Here is a 16812-nt window from a genome sequence, read left to right as displayed (position 1 = left end):
ACATTAGAGGAGGCAGAAATTATCACCTCTTCGTTTGGCGCTAAGTATATGATTTGGGCAAACCCGTCAAAAGTTTGTGTAAAAGCAGAGAACAGACAAACTACTGAAATAAGAACTGTTATTAATGTCAAAACTGATTGCCACTATTTGATCGAAAAACGAATAGATTTAAAAGGGAATGAAAAAAGAACATTTGAATTCAACATCACTCGCGGTCTAAACGTTGTCCAAACCAACCACACCGTAATTGTCTCAACCTACGGCAACCACACTCAGTTCAACTTCACCCGCGAAATCAATACCACAGATCCGGGGCCGATTCCGAAACCGGAGATAACGGACGTGAAAATCGCGAACGGAACGATCGAGGGCGAACCGTCGACGGTCGCCGAAGTCACCGTATCGAACCCCGGAATCCAGACCTACAGTACGAAGCTGATGGTCCACACCGAAGGAACGGACGGAAGCTTCTACGGCGCGTCCGTTCCGCCGGGGGAAAATCGGACGATAACAGTCGAACTCCTGGACGAGAGGGGTGCCAAGGTCGCGGGCGAGGCGCGGCTTTACGCCGGGAACCTCTCGAAAGGCGACGGTGCGATGGATCAGGTCGAGTTCGTCGGCCGGGCGAACCACGACACGACGGTGTGGGACGTGGCGTACGAACCCGTCAGAGCGCCGTGGCGGAAGAACCACTACACCTACCAGAACGAATCGATCGAAACCGGCGCGGACAAAGACTCGAAGGAAGGGTTCAGTTCCACGCAGTGGATATACCTCGTCGCCGGGGTCGTCCTCGTCGCGTTACTGGCGGCGCGACGTCTCCGGTAGCGCTACTCCTCTACGTTCTCCGGACTCCGCGGGTGGTAGTCGGTCCGGTACTCGCCCGGATTTCCGTCGAGCCGATCCGGGTTGATCCGACCGCCGAGCAGCATGAAGTCGACGATCGTCAGCGCCAGCATCGCCTCGACGACCGGAACGCCGCGCGGCGGGAGGACGGGATCGTGACGACCGACGACCTGGATCTCCTTCTCCTCGCCGGTCTCCCAGTCGACCGTCTGCTGCGTCTTCGGGATCGACGTCGGCGCGTGGAGCGTCACCTCGCCGTAGATCGGTTGTCCGGTCGTGATGCCGCCCTGTAACCCACCGTGTTTGTTGCCGACCGGCGTCGGATCACCGTTCTCGTCGAACGTCCAGTCTTCGTTTCGGTCGCGTCCGCTCCATTCGCGCGCGTCCTTACCGAGGCCGTACTCGAAGGAGGTCGCCGCAGGCACCGATAGGAGCGCTTGTCCGAGCCGGGCCGGGAAGGAGTCGAATCGGGGTGCACCGAGTCCCCTGGGAACGCCGCGGGCCTCGAAATAGATGCTGCCGCCGATGGAGTCTCCCTCCTTCTGGTACCGGTCGATGAGATCGCGCATCCTCTCGGCCGTCTCCGGATGCGCGCACCGGACCTCGTTTTCCTCCGCCCGTTCGAGCATCTCCTCGAACGTCACTTCCGGGGCGGCCACGTCGCCGATCTGGTTGACGTGCGCCTTGATTCGGATCCCGTCTCGGTCGAGTATCTTCTTCGCGATCGCGCCCGCCGCGACCCAGTTTACCGTTTCGCGCGCGCTGGAGCGGCCGCCGCCGCCCCAGTTCCGCGTGCCGAACTTCGCGGAGTAGGTGAAATCGCCGTGACTCGGACGGGGCGCCGTGACAAACGGTTCGTACTTTTTCGAACGCGCGTCCTTGTTTTGAATGACCATCCCGATCGGCGTCCCGGTGGTGTATCCGTCCTGCAGACCGCTCTTGATCGAGACCTCGTCCGGCTCACCGCGGCTCGTCGTGATCATCGACTGGCCGGGCTTACGACGATCGAGGTCGCGCTGGATGTCTTCCTCCGAGAGTTCGAGTCCCGCGGGACAGCCGCTCACGGTGACGCCCATCGCCTCGCCGTGGCTCTCGCCGAACGTAGTGACCTGAAACAGCCGCCCGAATCGATTTCCGTTCATTACCTCTGCGTGTGACTTCCGTACATTTATCGTTTGCAGAAGACGCAAGCGAACGGCTCTCGTCGGCGACGGTCGCGAGACCGATTCAATACCGGCACGAGGATTTAAAACCCAAAACGGGTCCAACAATACTATGAGCTGACTGTTCGACGCGAAGCGATCCGCGGTCGCACGGCGCCTCGCTTCGCGTAGCGCGCTCCCGTGCCGTCTGCACGCCATTTTCGACAGTGACGGCGTTTGACGTTACGAGGATCGCCTTCGTACGTCTGCGCCGACGTCGTAGAGCACGTCGAAGAACTCGGGGAACGACACGTCTACGTGCTCGCCGCCGCTGATCCTGGTCGTTCCGTCGGCGACGAGGCCCGCGACGGCGAGCGACATGACGATCCGGTGGTCGCCCCGTCCGTCGACCCGCGCCCCCTTCAGGTCCGACCGTCCGCCGTGGATCGTCAGCGTGTCCCGTTCCTCCGTGACGTTCGCGCCGAGCTTCGTCAGCTCTTCGGCCATCGCACTCACGCGGTCTGTCTCCTTGTACCGGACGTGTTCGCAGTTGACGATTCGGGTGCCACCGTCGGCGACCGCGCCGAGCGTCGCGATCGTCGGAAGCAGATCGGGTGTGTCCCCGACGTCGACCTCAACACCGACCAGATCGGACCGTGAGACGCTGATTTGACCGTTCTCGCGGTCCCAGTCGATGTCCGCCCCCATCCGTTCGAGGACGTCGACGATCGCGCTGTCGCCCTGAGCGCTCGGTTGAGCTCCGGCAACGACGAGTCCGTCCTCGGACGCGACCGCACCGGCGGCGAGGAGATACGACATCGATGAGAAGTCGCCCGGTACGCGGTACTCGCCGTCGGCCGGCTCGTAGAGCTGGTCACCGGAGACGGAGAACCCGTTCGCGGTCGACTCGGCCGCGACGCCGAAGACGTCGAGTACTTCGATCGTGATGTCGACGTACGGGGCCGACTTCAGCTCGGTTTCGAGCCGGACGTCAATCCCGTCGTCGGTCACCGCACCGGCCATCAGTAACGCGGTGACGTACTGCGAGGAGACGTCCCCTGGGATGGAGACCTCGCCGCCCGAGATGGGTCCTCTGATGACGAGCGGAGCTTGCCCGTTGCCGCGGGTGCTCTCCGCCCGTCCGCCCAGCTCGTTGAGCGCGTCGAGCAACGGGCCCTGCGGCCGCGATCGGAGCGATCCGTCCCCGGTGAGAACCGTGATACCGTCGGCCAGTCCGGCGCACGCGGTCACGAGTCGCATCGTCGTCCCGCTGTTCGCGCAGTCGACGACGTTCGCGGGGACGCCAGGTCGCCCGTTGAAGCCGGTGACGTCGAGCGTCCGCCCGTCGCGGTCGACGTTTCCTCCGAAGGCGCCGACCGCGCGCATCGTCGCTTTCGTGTCCGCGCTCACGAGCGCGCCGCGAACGACCGCGCCGCCGCTGTATCCCGCGGCGAGAATCGCGCGGTGCGTGTAACTCTTCGAAGGCGGGGCTCGCACGGTTCCGCGAACGCGCGACCGGGAGATCTCGATGTCCATGCCGAGGGGTGTACGGCCCCCGGTATGAGGGTACCGGAGGTGGTGAAAATGTCGACGGTCCGGACGTGAGAACCCTGCTCGGGGGAGCTATCCCCTCGCCGGGAGGAGAACCGCTTTACCGTCGGGGGAACCCATCTCCCCGCATGGAGCCCGATCTCTCTCCGCTCGCGGAGTATCTCGACGTCCACGGATTCGACGGGTACCTGATCGAAGCCGACGGCTCGGATTCGAACCAGCTGTACCTCTCAGGATTCGACGCGCCGGACCCGTTCGTCACGCTGTACGCGCCGGACGGGATCCACCTCCTCGTGTCCGGCCTCGAGTACGGCCGCGCAAAAAAGGAAAGCCGGGGGGACGCCGTCTCTCGGACGGCCGAGTACGATCTGCAAGAGAACGTCGCCGAGCACGGCCCGCAAGAAGGGCACGCTCGAACGGTCGCCGCCTTCCTCGCCGACCACGACGTCGAATCCGTCGTCGCGCCCGGACGCTTCCCCCTCGGGACGGCGGACGGTCTCCGCGATCGGGGGGTCTCGGTGACCGTCGAGTCCGAGGACCTCCTGACGAACATCCGGGCGGTCAAAACGGACGAGGAGATCGACCACGTCAGAGCGGCTCAGAAGGCCAACGAGAAGGCGATGCGAGCGGCCGAACGGATCGTCCGCGACGCGACGATCGAAGACGGCGTCCTGCAGCACGAGGGCGAACCGCTGACGAGCGAACGGGTCAGAGAGGAGATCGAAGTGACGCTGCTCCGTGAGGGGTGTGCGCTCGACGAGACTATCGTCGCGTGCGGCGCCGACGCCGCCGATCCGCACGACCGGGGTAGCGGTCCCCTCCGCGCGAACGAGGCGATCATCGTCGACATCTTCCCCCGGAGCAAGGCGACGAAGTACCACGCCGACATGACGCGGACCTTCGTCAAGGGCGAACCGAGCGGCGAGATACGCGAGTGGTTCGACCTCACCGACGCGGCGCGGCGGGCCGCGCTCGACGCGCTCGAACCCGGCGTCACCGGCGCGGACGTGCACGAAGCCGTCTGCGACGTGTACGAGAGTGCCGGCCTGCCGACGCTCCGGAGCGATCCGACGACGGAAACGGGTTTCATCCATAGCACGGGTCACGGGATCGGTCTCGACGTGCACGAACTGCCGCGAGTCGGCCCGAACGGGGAGGAACTGAAGCCCGGCCACGTCGTGACGATCGAGCCGGGGCTGTACGATCCCGCCGTCGGCGGCGTTCGAATCGAGGATCTCGTCGTCGTCACCGAGGAGGGCTACGAGAACCTCACCGGGTATCCGATCGAACTGGTCGTGGAGTGACGGCGACGGCCGCGGGCGGCGATCTCGGCGGACCTCGAGGATCGGCGAGTGCCGGCCTTTCGCGTCGCCGCTCTCCGGAACCGCAATCGACTTGCGTCGAACGGGCGGATCGTCGCTGTGAACTGGCAGTACCGACACACGGTGCTCGGCCTCTGCACGCTCGCGTTCTTCGCCACGATGGCCGCCAGGCTGGCAATAAGTCCCGTCGTGCCGGACATCACCGCCGAGTTCGGCGTCTCGAACGCCGCCGTCGGAGCGGCGCTGGCGGGGATGTGGGCCGCCTACGCGTGCATGCAGTTTCCGAGCGGCGTCCTCGGCGACCGGTTCGGCGAGCGACGCGTCGTCCTCGCCGCCGTCGGACTCACCGCCGTGACCAGCGTGCTGCTCGCGCTCTCGCCCACGTTCCCCGCGTTTCTCGCGTTCGCCGTCGCGCTCGGCACCGGCGCGGGACTGCACTACAGCGTGGCCACGACGTTCATCTCGAAGCAGTTTCCCAACGTCGGCCGGGCGATCGGCGTCCACGTCACCGGCGGTCCCCTCGCGGGACTGCTCGTACCCGTCGCCGCGGCCGCGATCGCGGTCCGCGCGAACTGGCGGGCGGCGCTCCTGCTCGGAACGGTCGCCGCGGTCCCGGTCTTCTTCGCCTTCGCGGCACGGATCCGACCGACTGCGCCCGAACGACCCGAGCAGCCGATGCGGCAGCGGTTCGCGCTCGCACCGCTTTTCGGACTCCTCTCCCGGCCGGAGATCGCGTACACGAGCGCGCTCGCCGTCGCCGGCGCGTTCACCTGGCAGGCGACCGCCTCGTTTCTGCCGACGTTTCTCCAGGCGTACCACGGGCTCTCCGCGGCGATAGCGAGCGCGCTGTTCTCGCTGTACTTCGTCGTCCACGGCGCGACGCAGCCGCTGACCGGCTGGCTCTCGGATCGGTTCGACCGGGACGCGGCAGCCACCCTCACGATGGGGATCGGCGTCGTCGGCTACGGGCTCCTCGCGTTCGGATCCGGCCTCGTCGCCTTCGTCGCGGGCGTCTGTCTCGCCGGGATCGCGATGAGCTGGGGCGCGCCGATCCAGTCGCGGTTCATCGACCTGCTCTCCCCCGAGGAGCGCGGCGCCGGCTTCGGGCTCGTCAGGACGGTGTACATGGTGCTCGGGGCGAGCGGGAGCGTCGTCGTCGGGGCCCTCTCTGACGCCTTCGGGTGGTTCGTCGCGATCGGGCTGCTCGTCTGCGTCATGGCGTTCGGGCTGGCGGTGCTCGTCGCCAACCGCGCGTTCGGGCTCGGGCTCTGAGTCGACGGACACCGTCGGCATCGAACCCCTTTTGAGACGCCGCTGGCTACCACGGGCCAATGAACCTACTCATCGTCGGCGCGGGCGCGATGGGTCGCTGGGTGGCCGACACCCTCGACGCCGAGGTCGCCTTCGCGGACGCGGACGCGGCGACGGCGCGCGAGGCGGCCGACGCCGTCGACGGCCGCCACGTCGGGGTCGACACCGAGGAGCGATTCGAGGCGGTCTGTTTCGCCGTGCCGATATCGGCGATCGCCGACGCCGTGGAGCGGTACGCGCCGAACGCCGAGGAGGCGGTGTTCGACGTCTCGGGCGCGATGGCCGCGCCGGTCGACGCGATGCGCGAGCACGCCGCCGGTCGGGAGCGCGCGAGCTTTCACCCGCTCTTCGCCCCCGAGAACGCCCCCGGAAACGTCGCGGTGGTCGCCGACGAGTCCGGACCGATCACCGACAGGGTCCGCGCCGCGATCGACCGGGCCGGAAACCGGGTGTTCGAAACGACCGTCGAGGAGCACGACGAGGCCATGGAAACGGTCCAGGCCGGAGCGCACACCGCGATCCTCGCGTACGCGATCGCCGCCGGCGACGTGCGCGAGGAGTTCGCCACGCCGATCTCGGCCGGCCTCGACGGCCTCGTCGAGGCGGTCACTGGCGGCACTCCGCGGGTGTACGCCGAGATCCAGGAGACGTTCGAGGGGGCCGGACGGATCGCCGAGGCCGCAGAGCGGATCGCCGAGGCCGACGCGGCGGAGTTCGAGCGGCTGTACGCCGAGGCGGCCGATCGGCGGCGAAGGGACGCGGAATCGGGGGTGACGCCGGGGGAATGATCGACCGCGACGCGGTCCGCTCGAACGCCAAGTACCTCCGGAGCGTCCGCCCGATCGATCCGGAGGAGATCTGCGAGTACGTCGAGGGGAACCCCCATCCCAGCCTGGTCCGCCGGGTGCTCCGCGAGGAGGCGTTCAACCTCGGCCTCCTGGAGCGCGACGACGGGACGTTCGTCCCCGCGAACGACGAGCCGGTGACTCCGCCGGGGTGGCGGCCCGAGTCGTTCCCGGAGGCGTACGCCTTCGCGCTGGAGGACCTCCTCGTCGAGCGGTACGGCGCAAACTGGAACCGCGGGGAGTCGGGCAACCGCCTCCGGGACGCGATCCGCCGGCTGAAGGCCGACTACTACCACCAGAAAGACGTCGAGTACGACGCGGACGCCGCGGCCGGCTACGCGATCTACCACCTCCCCGACTACTACGCCGCCGTCGGCTACGTCCTCGACGACGTCGCCGAGCGCGGCCTGCTCCCGCGGAAGCTGCGCGTTCTGGACGTCGGCGCGGGGACCGGCGGTCCGGCGCTCGGCCTGCACGACTACCTGCCGGACGACCTCCTGGTCGACTACCACGCGGTCGAGCCCAGCGCGGCGGCCGACGTGCTGGAGCGCGTGCTCGACGAGACGCGGACGAACTTCCGCCCGACGGTCCACCGGACGACGGCGGAGGCGTTCGAGCCGGGCGAGATCGCCGACGAGTGCGATCTTCTCCTCTTCGCCAACGTCCTGAGCGAACTCGACGACCCCGTCGCCGTCGTCGACCGGTACCTCGACGCGCTCGCGGACGACGGCTCGCTCGTCGCCGTCGCCCCGGCCGACCTGAACACGAGCACGGGCCTCCGCGAGGTCGAACGGGCGATCGCGCCGCCGGACTCGGACGTGACCGTCTACTCGCCGACGCTCAGGCTGTGGCCCGGCCGCGCCCCGTCGGACCGCGGCTGGTCCTTCGACGTGAAGCCCGACCTCGACGTTCCGTCCTTCCAGCGGCGGCTGGACGAGGACGGCGACGAGCCGGGGACGTTCGTCAACGCCGACGTTCAGTACTCGTACGTCGTCCTCCGGCGGGACGGAGCGCGCCGGTTCGACGTCCGCGCGGACCCCGGCCGCCACGCCGCGATGGCCGAGATGGAGCGGCACGTCACGGAGCGGATCGACCTGCTCGCGGTCAAATTGAGCCGGAACCTCGCGGGCGAGGGGAACCCGGTGTTCAAGGTCGGCGACGGGAGCGAGTCGATCGAGCACTACGCCGTGCTGACGCGGGAGTCGGCGCTCAACGAGGCGCTCCGGCGCGCCCCGTACGGCGCGGTGCTCGCGTTCGAAAACGCGCTCTGCCTGTGGAACGACGACGAGGGGGCGTACAACCTCGTCGTCGACGGGGAGACGGTCGTCGACGTCGTCGCGGCGTGAACCGGAGGCCGACGTCTCGGCGTGGACCGAGACGTGACGCGGGCTCGGGTCCCGGGCACGTTCGGATCGCGGAGCCGTCCGAAAAAAGCGAGGGCGTAATCCGTCGAGCGTCAGCCGAGGAGCCGCTGGAACATCGCCTTCATCCCCGATCCGCCGGACAGGCCCTGAAGCTTGTCCAGCGCGTCCTCCTCCTCGTCGGCGTTCTGCTGCAGCGGATCCGTGACGTCGTCGCCGAGGTCGAGCTGGTTCGCGAGCATGAGGAGGTTCTCGTAGGCCGTGATCTCGAGGCGCTCGTTTTTCATCCCCGCGCCGAGGCAGTGCAGGTTGAGCAGGTCGTCCCCCTGCGCGACCTCCTTGAACGTCATCCGGTCCCGGTTCAGCCCGTCGACGACGTGCATCTCCTGCTCCTGGGGCTGCTCGTTGAGCGCCGCGAACACGTTGTCGAGCCGTTCGACCTGGTTCCGCGTTTCGTCGCGGTGGTCGGCGAACGCGCGGCTGATGTCCTCGTCGGTCGTCTCCGTCGCCATCTCGTCGAGGATGTCGACGAGCTGGTTTTCGGTGTAGTACATCCCCTGCAGCTGGTACACGAACATGTCGTGTAGTGACTCGACGTTCATCGTTACCACCGTCTAGGACGGCAACGCGCGTTTCAATAAACGTTCGTTCACTTTTAGACGCGAAGTAAAGTAGAATCCAGCGATCTTTCACCGAATTCCTACAGTCGGACGATTCGTCCGATTCGTCGGATCCGTCCGAAAACCGACCGCGGTCGTCGATACGGTCCGCGGCCGACCGCGCGGCCGCGGCTCACCCGGTCAGTCGCCGGATGAGTCCTCTGATCCCCGTGCCGCGGGTCATCCCGTGGAGGTCGTCGAGCGCCGCCTCCTCCTCGTCGAGGTTGTCTTCGAGCGGCTTGAGGACCTCGTTGCCGAGGTCGAGTTTGTCGGCGTGTTCCAGCATCGTCCGGTAGCTGGTAATCTCGAAGCGCTCCGCCTTCGCCCCCGCGCCGAGGTAGAACACGTCGCGGAGGTCGTCGTCGCGGACGGACTCCTCGAACCGGCGGCGGTCCTCGATCATCCCGTCGATCGCCAGCACCTCCCGTTCGGCCGGCTCCCGGTCGAGCTTCTCGAACACCGTTTCGAGGCGATCGACGTGGGTCCGCGTCTCGTCGCGGTGGTCGGCAAAGGCGCGGGCGATCCGGTCGTTGGCCGCCCCCGCCGCCATCTCGTCGAGCGCCCCGACCAGCCGGTTCTCGACGTAGTACACGCTCTCTAACTCGTACTCGAAGAGGTCGTCCATCGATCCGATTTCCGTGCGTCCTTCGCCGGTTGCCATCGTCGTTCTCCCCCCGGTAGATGGTACGGTCCGAAGCCGCATAACTCTGTTAAATGCCAGCGGTCAGCAGTATCGTCGCACGGCGCCGATCTCGATCTACGACCGTTCGACGCCGTCGGCGCGGTCGATAGCCAGGCGAGGCGGCGAGGATTTAAAGGTGATCGTTCGGATAGGTCCGGTACGGTACCTTTCCGTCGTCGGGCTCAGTCGTCGACGGTACCGACCGTCGACACGTCGGCCGACTCGCTCCAGACCGTCCCGGCGTAGTCGATGGCCCCGTTCCACTTGGCGACGAGCGTCGTCACGGCCAGGTCGCCCGCCACGTTGTTCATCGTCCGCAGGCGGTCGAGGATCGGGTCGACCCCGGCGACCATGCCGACGACTTCGAGCGGGAGGCCCAGCTGCGTCAGGACGAGCGTGAGCATGATGAGCCCGCTGCCGGGGACGCCCGCGGTGCCGACGCTGGCGAGGAGCGCCGTCAACACGACTGTGAACTGCTGGCCGAGCGTGAGCGTCTCGCCGACGAGGTTCGCCGCGAAGACGGCCGCGACGCCCTGGTACATCGCCGTGCCGTCCATGTTGATCGTCGCGCCGAGCGGCAGGGAGAAGCCGTACACCTCCTCGTCGACGCCGAAGTTCCCCTCGGCGTCACTCATCGTCACGGGGAGCGTCCCGCTGCTGGAGCGGATGCTGAGCGCGGTGATCATCGCGTCCTTCGCGCCGGCGAGGAAGGCCGTGGGAGATTCGCCCATGAGCCCGCGCTGCATGACGAGCAGGTAGGTGAGCCCGATGTGGACGCCGACGGCGAGCGCGAGCGCGGCGACGAGCTTCGCGAACGGGAGGATGGCTTCCGCGCCCGCCTCGCCGAACGTCGCGGCCATGAGCGCGAACACGCCCACGACGCCGTACTCCATCACGCCCCAGACGACCTTGAACATCGCCTCCGCGCCGGCCTCGGCGACGTCGAAGATCGCCTCGGCGCCGTCGTGGACGGCGGTCCCCGCTTCGGACTCCTCCACGAGGGTCGCGAGGGCGATGCCGAAGACGACGGTGAAGAAGATCGTCGGCAGCACGTCCCCCGCGGCCATCGCGCCGATCGGGTTCTCCGGGACGATCCCGAGAACCACCTCGACGAGGCTCGGGGCCTCGGCGGACTGCGCCTCCGCGTCGGCGATTTCGAGGCCGATCCCCGGATCGACGAGGTTCGCAACTCCGAGACCGATCACGATCGCGACCGCGGTGGTGATCAGGTACAGCGCCACGACCTGCCCGCCGATCCGGCCGAGGGTCGACGGCGTCAGCTTGCGCGCCCCGAGGAGGAGCGTGAAGACGACGATCGGGACGATGATCATCCCCAAGAGGCGCACGAAGAGGTCCCCGAGCGGCTGAAGCGCCGTCGCGGGCCGACCGACGACGAGGCCGAGAGCGGATCCGAGGACGAACGCCGCGGCGATTCTGTAGATGATCGGCACAGAACGGTACGTCCTCCAGGCGGACGTGACAGCGGTGGTCATAGTAACCGGCGAGTACGTGGTTCGCACACCGAGAAAAGATTCGCGGTTCTAAAGTAGAGATTATCTGATTCGATCAGTGATTTAAGGAGCGTGATCGCTCAGACGACGTGAAAAACGCGGCTTCTCGGAGTCGCCGACTCCTCTCTATCGCTCCGTGAGAACGGGACGTATCGGGTCCGCGAGAACGATCGCTTACTTCTCGTTCGATTCGTCCTTCGGCGCTCGTCCGCGTCGCCAGACGTTCGAGGCGGAGACGCCCGTCGGTGCTGTGTGGCTCACGTCCTTCATCGTTTTCTTCGTCGGCTTCATCTGTGCCACGGCGTAGCACAACACGTATATTAACTCTTTCTCGAAAGAAGTTATAACACGTTATACCACACATATCTCCTAATATGCTCTGCCGAAGGGCGGGAGACCACCGCGGCGCTCTTTTCTCTCTTTTCTGACGCGAACTCGCGGCGGTCGGCGGATCAGTTCTCCACCGTGACGGCCTGTCCCGCCTGCTCGTCGTACTTGTCGCGGAACTCCTGGATGAGCTGCCCCATCTTCGCGTACCACTCGTTGAGCTTGCGCTGCATGTCGTCGGCCAGTTCGTTCGGGTCGGTCGGTCGATAGACGTGGTAGTAGCCGCCCTGCTCGTAGTTCACCTGCTCTTTCTGGATGAATCCGGCCTGCAGCAGCCGCTGGACGACCCGGTACGCCGTGGACCGCTCGCGGTCGACCGCCGCCGCGATCTCGTCGACGGTCATCGGCTCGCCGCTCTCGCTCAGCGCTCGGAAGCACCGTCGATCCAGTTCCTTGAGCCCGTGAATACACTCGAGAAGCCCCTCGCACTCCATGTCCTTCTGAAGGTACTCCACCATCGAGTCGGCCATTCGGTGTGACTAGGCGCCTGCCTCTCATAAGGCCTTGCATAGGTGTCGCATTACTCTGCGACCGATCCGCCGCCGGCGGGCCGCTGTCGCACTCCGCCGGACGGACGCCGCCGCCCGCCTCGCCGGCGGGAAACGCGGCTCACGCGGCGCAGTTGTTCGCCCCGGTTTCGAGGTCCTCGGCGTCCTCCACGCCTTCGAGGCGCCTTCTGCCGCGGTTGACGTCGATGATCGTCTCGTAGTTCGCCGGCTTCTCGGGCGTGCTCTCGACGAGGCGCTTCACGAACTCGTCCTCGTCGAGTCCGAGCGCGTCCAGTCGCTCCGCGACTGCTCCGAGGGTCGCGGTCACGGGTTCGCCCGGCGAGCCGTTCTCGTACCGGCCGTCGCTCGTGACGGTGACGTGGCCGGGGAGGACTGAAAGGCCGTCGGGAAGTTCCGCGAGCACGTCGTGGAGCGACTCGTACTGCATTCTCGCGCCCGCCTCGGCTTCGTCCCCGCCGAACTCCAGCTCGGTGCGGCCGATCGAGTCGACGAACAGGGCGTCGGCGGTGAGGACGGCCTCGTCGTCGATCCGGTAGCTCGTCAGTTCGGACGTGTGCCCCGGCGTGTGGAGGGCCGTTATCTCGGCGTCGCCGAGCGCCAGGACGTCCCCGTCCTCGATCGGTTCGAACTCGAACTCGACGCCTCGCTCGCGGGCGCGTGCGCCGAGGTGGTACAGAACGCCGAGCCGCTCCGCCAGCGCGCGGCCCCCGGAGAGGTGATCCGCGTGGACGTGCGTGTCGACGGCGCGCGAGATCCGCAACCCCAGCTCCGCGGCCGTCACGACGTACTGGTCCGTCTGCCGCGTCGGATCGAAGACGATCGCCTCGCCGGCGTCCCTCGACCCGATCAGGTAGCCGAGACAGCCCTTCGCCCGGCGCTGGAACTGGACGACGACGAGGTCGCCGTCTCCTGCGTCGATCGGCACCCGATCGTACACGTCGTTCCAGTCTCGCATGCCGCCCTTGACGACGGAGACGTCCTCGTAGCCGGCGGCGTCCAGCCGGGCGGCGAGGTTCGTCGACGTGGCGCCCTTGCCGCAGATGGTGACGACCGGACGCCCGCCGATCAGCTCGTCGACCTCCCCTCTCCGCTCCTCGTCGAGCGCCTCCGTCGGCCCGAACGGGAAGTTCCGCGCGCCGCGGACGTGCCACGACTCGTAGCTCTCCTCGGGGCGCGTGTCGATCAGCGCGTACTCCTCGCCCGCGTCCTGCAGTTCCTTCAGCCGCTCGGCGGTGATCTGCTCGAACATCGTTCGTGTGTTTGTACGGTTTTGGAATTACTATAGGGTAGCGGCTGTCGTCGGAATTTCGGGTCCGGCGTCGAGTCGGGACACGACGAAACGGGACCTCCGCGCGCGTTCGCCGCCAAAGCACTTTACCCCGTTCTCGGCGTACTTCGCTCTCAGATGGACTCGAACGCCGACGGTGAGGGGGACGGTCGAACCGCCGTCGAACGGGCGGCGAGCTGGTTTCTCCTCGAGGGGAGCCGGGTGGCGATCGCCGGCGGCGCGCTGTTCGCCCTTCTTCTCGCGTTTTCGCTCGTCGTCGGCCTGTCGGACACGGGGCGGCTCCGACCGACGAGCTCCGTGTTCTTCCTGTTCAGCTCGCTTCTCACCGGCGATCTCACCCTGATCACGGTCGTCCTGTCGATCAACCAGCTCGTCCTGTCCCGCGAGCTGGGGGAACCCGGCGACCTGCGGGGACGCGTCCAGGAAACGCTCGACTACCGGCGGGAGGTCCGGGATAGCGCGGAGAGATCTGTGCCCCCGACGACCCCGTCGCGCTTCCTCCAGTTCCTTCACGAGGAAGTCGGCTCGCTGTCGGAATCCCTCCGGGAGACGGTCGGAGCGGCGGACGACGAGGAGTTGCGCGGACGCGTCGACTCCCTCGCCGAGTCGATCGCGGCCGACGTGCGCGCGGTGAACCGAACGCTGGAGCGGGACGAAAGCAGCGCCTTCAACGCCGTCTCGGCGACGCTGCGGACTAACCACGCCGACCAGCTTCGGGAGATCGAACTGATCGAAGACGAGTTCGGCGCCTCGCTTCCGTCCGACGCCGTCGGGACGCTGGACCGCGTCACCGAAGCGCTCCTGCAGATCGACGTCGCCAGGGAGTACTTCAAGACGGTGTACGTCCAGAAGGAACTGGCGTTCCTGTCGCGTCTTCTCCTGTACGTCGGCGTTCCGGCGGTCGGCAGTTCGGTCGTCGTTCTCGCGTTGTACAGCACGGCGAACGTCGGCTCGCTGTCGACGGCCGCGTTCGACGCGACCGTCGCGGTCGCGCTCACGATCGGGCTGGCTCCCCTCGCCGTGCTGTTTTCCTTCGTCCTCCGCCTCGCCTGGATCGCACAGCGGACGGCGACGGTGGCGCCGTTCACCGCGAGCGGTCGAGAGTACAGGCCGTAGCTCGCCGCCCCGGAGTCACTCGGCCCGCGTTTCCGGTGCGCCGCCCGCCGATCGGCGGGCGGCGACGAGATACCGTCCGGACTCGACCGCGACGGTCGCGGCGAGCCACACCCCGACCGCCAGCGCCGCGAACGCGGTGGAGTCGTTCGAATCGACCACGTCGAGCGCGCGGTGGAACCAGAACGCGTTCGCGGTCGCCGACTCGTGCACGGCTTCGGTCCACGCGGCGCGCGCCGGGGCGATCTTGTACGCGTCGGGGACCAGCCCCCAGCAGCCGCTCAGGAGGATCAGCGTCTTCTCGAACGGGACGCGTCGGCCGAACGGCGCGAGGACGACCGTCATGACCGTCGCTCCGACGGCGAAGTGAACTATCGCCTTGGACATTCTGTGCGGATCCGGGTAGCGCCGGGACGCGCTTAGTATGGCTCTCGTTTCGAGTCGGTAAGCTGTGCGTACTCGACGGCGAACCGGCGATTCGACCGCGGCCGGAGTTGCGCGACAACGGGGCGAACCGGACGATCGACCAGACCGCGGGGCGGTCGCGGACGGTCGCGAACGGCGACCGGTCGCCAGCCTCAGCCGTACCGGACGACCCGCGCCATCCCCGCTTCGAGGTGGTACAGCGTGTGACAGTGAAAGAGCCACTCGCCCGGGTTGTCGGCGACGAAATCGAACGTCAACTCGCCCATGTGGCTCGGGACGCGAACCGTGTCCTTCACCGCGTCGCCGACCCGGAAGAAGTGCCCGTGGAGGTGCATGGGGTGAACGACGGGACTGTGGTTCACCACGCGAACGCGGACGTGCTCGCCCTCCCGGACGGTCAAGGGATCGGCGTCGGGGTACGCCTGGCCGTCGATCAGCCAGGCCGACGACCCGCCCGTTTCGCCCATCCCACCCATGCCGCCCATTCCTCCCATTGCGCCGGACAGCGTCAGATCGAACGTCCTGTCGGGGGTCCCGTCGAGACCCTCCAGCGGTTCGATCGCCCGCAGATCCGCGTACCGCAGCTGTCGGCCCCCCGACCGCGGCGCGGCCGGAGTGCCGGCGCGCCCGTCGTACCGCAGGACCGCGCGCGCCGGCCGCTCGGTTCCGGACACCGCGTCCGCCCGGAGCTCCCACGCGCCCGGGTTGTCCGCCTCGACGACCGCGTCGTATCGCTCGCCCGACCCGAACACGAACTCGTCGACGGCGACCGGCTCGACGGGGCGGCCGTCGGCGTGGGACACGTTCAGCCGGTGACCGGCGAGCCGGACGCGGAACGCCGTCGCGCTCGCGGCGTTGACGAAGCGGAGGCGGACGCGCTCGCCGTCCGAGACGGGGAGGGTCGGCGAGTCCGCCGGCAGCCGACCGTTGACGAGTAACCCGGCGTAGGGCGGACGGCGGTCGCCCATCATACTTCCGCCGTCCGTACCGCCCATTCCGCTGCCGCTCGGTCCGCCGCCCATTCCACTTCCGTCCATCCCGCCGCCCGTTCCACTCCCGTCCGTCCCGCCGCCCATGCCGCCAGCACCGCCGTGCATACCGCCGTCCGCCCCGCCCATACCGCCCGTGCCACCCGGCCCTCCCCCGCCCGATCCGGACGCGGGTTGCGGGTCTCCGACGAGGTAGTCGTCGAACACGAGGGTGTACTCGCGGTCGTACTCGACGTGCGGCTCCCGCTCCTCGACGATCAGCGGGCCGAGCAACCCCCGGTCCAGTTGCAGACCGACGTGGCTGTGATAGAAGTACGTCCCCGCCGGCTCCGCCCGGAACTTGTACGCGAACGTCGAACCGGCCGCGATGGGCTCCTGCGTCACGCCGGGAACGCCGTCCATCGCGTTCGGAACGGGGACGCCGTGCCAGTGGATCGTCGTCCCCTCCGGAAGCCGGTTCGCCACGTCGACCCGGAGGATCTCGCCCTCCTCGACGCGCAGTTCGGGTCCCGGGAACGTCCCGTCGTAGACCCAGGTTCGGGAGGCGTCGGCCTCAGACGGTCCGGGGCGAACCGTCCCGGGCGAAGCCGTCAGGTCGACCGTCGCGTCGGCCGGGCCGGACACCGTCGGTCGAGGCGTCGACGGGCGCGTCGGATCGAAGGCGGAAAACTGGGTTGCACACCCGGCGAGCGCGACCAGCCCAGCGCCGCCGAGCGCGCGTAGAACTCCGCGCCGCGTGGAGCGTTCGCGTGTCATCTTCACCGGGAGGTAGGCGACGGCCGGTAATAAAGTGTAGTCGTGGGAAAAACGAGAATCACTGTGTCGGGTACCAACGGCGAATCGCGCGAACTCCGCGACCGTCGCGCGGCC

General features: G+C 67.5%; 15 protein-coding genes. 6 read left to right on the top strand and 9 right to left on the bottom strand.

The features are described from left to right. Nucleotides 1-147: 147 nt before the first annotated feature. The gene (locus CNO20_RS22750; protein WP_233204252.1) at nucleotides 148-828 is read left to right on the top strand and encodes a hypothetical protein; all 681 of its coding nucleotides are present in this window, start codon (nucleotides 148-150) and stop codon (nucleotides 826-828) included. A 2-nt stretch (nucleotides 829-830) separates the two neighbouring features. Here CNO20_RS22750 and aroC read toward each other — a convergent pair whose 3' ends face one another. Both aroC and aroA read right to left on the bottom strand, forming a co-directional pair. Continuing rightward, the gene (gene aroC / locus CNO20_RS18865) at nucleotides 831-1988 is read right to left on the bottom strand and encodes a chorismate synthase (protein ID WP_101297752.1); all 1158 of its coding nucleotides are present in this window, start codon (nucleotides 1986-1988) and stop codon (nucleotides 831-833) included. A gap of 243 nt (nucleotides 1989-2231) precedes the next feature. After that, nucleotides 2232-3524: a 3-phosphoshikimate 1-carboxyvinyltransferase gene (gene aroA / locus CNO20_RS18860; RefSeq protein ID WP_101297751.1), complete on the bottom strand. Its 1293-nt coding sequence runs from the start codon at nucleotides 3522-3524 to the stop codon at nucleotides 2232-2234. 143 nt (nucleotides 3525-3667) lie between these two features. Here aroA and CNO20_RS18855 point away from each other — a divergent pair, with 143 nt between their 5' ends. The 4 genes from CNO20_RS18855 (at nucleotide 3668) to CNO20_RS18840 (ending at nucleotide 8363) form a co-directional block, all read left to right on the top strand. Beyond that, a complete protein-coding gene (locus CNO20_RS18855; protein WP_101297750.1) occupies nucleotides 3668-4843 on the top strand; it encodes a M24 family metallopeptidase in 1176 nt (391 codons plus the stop codon). 117 nt (nucleotides 4844-4960) lie between these two features. Then, nucleotides 4961-6133 (top strand): MFS transporter, encoded by a 1173-nt coding sequence (locus tag CNO20_RS18850; protein ID WP_101297865.1) that lies wholly within the window; start codon nucleotides 4961-4963, stop codon nucleotides 6131-6133. A 59-nt stretch (nucleotides 6134-6192) separates the two neighbouring features. Next, a complete protein-coding gene (locus CNO20_RS18845) occupies nucleotides 6193-6960 on the top strand; it encodes a prephenate dehydrogenase/arogenate dehydrogenase family protein (RefSeq protein WP_101297749.1) in 768 nt (255 codons plus the stop codon). Further along, the gene (locus CNO20_RS18840; protein ID WP_101297748.1) at nucleotides 6957-8363 is read left to right on the top strand and encodes a small ribosomal subunit Rsm22 family protein; all 1407 of its coding nucleotides are present in this window, start codon (nucleotides 6957-6959) and stop codon (nucleotides 8361-8363) included. Before CNO20_RS18845 ends, CNO20_RS18840 begins: the two co-directional genes overlap by 4 nt. 110 nt (nucleotides 8364-8473) lie before the next feature. On the opposite strand, the gene CNO20_RS18835 is transcribed toward CNO20_RS18840, so the two are convergent. From CNO20_RS18835 to CNO20_RS18815, 5 genes are all read right to left on the bottom strand, one after another. Then, nucleotides 8474-8980 (bottom strand): YciE/YciF ferroxidase family protein, encoded by a 507-nt coding sequence (locus CNO20_RS18835; RefSeq protein WP_233204257.1) that lies wholly within the window; start codon nucleotides 8978-8980, stop codon nucleotides 8474-8476. A 190-nt stretch (nucleotides 8981-9170) separates the two neighbouring features. Continuing rightward, nucleotides 9171-9698, bottom strand: a complete 528-nt coding sequence (locus tag CNO20_RS18830) for a YciE/YciF ferroxidase family protein (protein WP_158237451.1) — start codon at nucleotides 9696-9698, stop codon at nucleotides 9171-9173. Between the two features lie 203 nt (nucleotides 9699-9901). Further along, entirely contained in the window at nucleotides 9902-11212 is a 1311-nt protein-coding gene (locus CNO20_RS18825; RefSeq protein WP_101297745.1) for a dicarboxylate/amino acid:cation symporter, read from the bottom strand. Nucleotides 11213-11682: 470 nt separating this feature from the next. After that, nucleotides 11683-12087, bottom strand: coding sequence for a helix-turn-helix domain-containing protein (locus CNO20_RS18820; protein ID WP_101297744.1), 405 nt, complete (start codon nucleotides 12085-12087; stop codon nucleotides 11683-11685). Between the two features lie 139 nt (nucleotides 12088-12226). Beyond that, a complete protein-coding gene (locus CNO20_RS18815; RefSeq protein ID WP_101297743.1) occupies nucleotides 12227-13375 on the bottom strand; it encodes an MBL fold metallo-hydrolase in 1149 nt (382 codons plus the stop codon). Nucleotides 13376-13531: 156 nt separating this feature from the next. Here CNO20_RS18815 and CNO20_RS18810 point away from each other — a divergent pair, with 156 nt between their 5' ends. After that, nucleotides 13532-14530 carry a DUF7972 family membrane protein gene (locus CNO20_RS18810; protein WP_101297742.1) on the top strand — a complete coding sequence of 333 codons (999 nt, stop codon included), beginning with the start codon at nucleotides 13532-13534 and terminating at the stop codon, nucleotides 14528-14530. Nucleotides 14531-14545: 15 nt separating this feature from the next. On the opposite strand, the gene CNO20_RS18805 is transcribed toward CNO20_RS18810, so the two are convergent. After that, nucleotides 14546-14914, bottom strand: coding sequence for a hypothetical protein (locus CNO20_RS18805; RefSeq protein ID WP_101297741.1), 369 nt, complete (start codon nucleotides 14912-14914; stop codon nucleotides 14546-14548). A 191-nt stretch (nucleotides 14915-15105) separates the two neighbouring features. Next, nucleotides 15106-16698 carry a multicopper oxidase family protein gene (locus tag CNO20_RS23945; RefSeq protein ID WP_101297864.1) on the bottom strand — a complete coding sequence of 531 codons (1593 nt, stop codon included), beginning with the start codon at nucleotides 16696-16698 and terminating at the stop codon, nucleotides 15106-15108. Nucleotides 16699-16812: the final 114 nt, after the last annotated feature.

Origin of the sequence: Halegenticoccus soli (assembly GCF_002844195.1) — an archaeon.
In the GTDB taxonomy this organism is placed as follows: domain Archaea; phylum Halobacteriota; class Halobacteria; order Halobacteriales; family Haloferacaceae; genus Halegenticoccus; species Halegenticoccus soli.
Note: the sequence above shows the minus strand (reverse complement) of the source record. Positions and strands in the feature narration are given on the sequence as shown.

What these genes read in the sequence shown, in the direction of transcription:
- CNO20_RS18815 (WP_101297743.1), bottom strand. Translation starts at nt 13,375, where the DNA reads ATGTTCGAGCAGATCACCGCCGAGCGGCTGAAGGAACTGCAGGACGCG.
- CNO20_RS18810 (WP_101297742.1), top strand. Translation starts at nt 13,532, where the DNA reads ATGGACTCGAACGCCGACGGTGAGGGGGACGGTCGAACCGCCGTCGAA.
- CNO20_RS23945 (WP_101297864.1), bottom strand. Translation starts at nt 16,698, where the DNA reads ATGACACGCGAACGCTCCACGCGGCGCGGAGTTCTACGCGCGCTCGGC.
- CNO20_RS18840 (WP_101297748.1), top strand. Translation starts at nt 6,957, where the DNA reads ATGATCGACCGCGACGCGGTCCGCTCGAACGCCAAGTACCTCCGGAGC.
- aroA (WP_101297751.1), bottom strand. Translation starts at nt 3,524, where the DNA reads ATGGACATCGAGATCTCCCGGTCGCGCGTTCGCGGAACCGTGCGAGCC.
- CNO20_RS18845 (WP_101297749.1), top strand. Translation starts at nt 6,193, where the DNA reads ATGAACCTACTCATCGTCGGCGCGGGCGCGATGGGTCGCTGGGTGGCC.
- aroC (WP_101297752.1), bottom strand. Translation starts at nt 1,988, where the DNA reads ATGAACGGAAATCGATTCGGGCGGCTGTTTCAGGTCACTACGTTCGGC.
- CNO20_RS18835 (WP_233204257.1), bottom strand. Translation starts at nt 8,980, where the DNA reads ATGAACGTCGAGTCACTACACGACATGTTCGTGTACCAGCTGCAGGGG.
- CNO20_RS18825 (WP_101297745.1), bottom strand. Translation starts at nt 11,212, where the DNA reads ATGACCACCGCTGTCACGTCCGCCTGGAGGACGTACCGTTCTGTGCCG.
- CNO20_RS18855 (WP_101297750.1), top strand. Translation starts at nt 3,668, where the DNA reads ATGGAGCCCGATCTCTCTCCGCTCGCGGAGTATCTCGACGTCCACGGA.
- CNO20_RS18805 (WP_101297741.1), bottom strand. Translation starts at nt 14,914, where the DNA reads ATGTCCAAGGCGATAGTTCACTTCGCCGTCGGAGCGACGGTCATGACG.
- CNO20_RS18830 (WP_158237451.1), bottom strand. Translation starts at nt 9,698, where the DNA reads ATGGCAACCGGCGAAGGACGCACGGAAATCGGATCGATGGACGACCTC.
- CNO20_RS18820 (WP_101297744.1), bottom strand. Translation starts at nt 12,087, where the DNA reads ATGGCCGACTCGATGGTGGAGTACCTTCAGAAGGACATGGAGTGCGAG.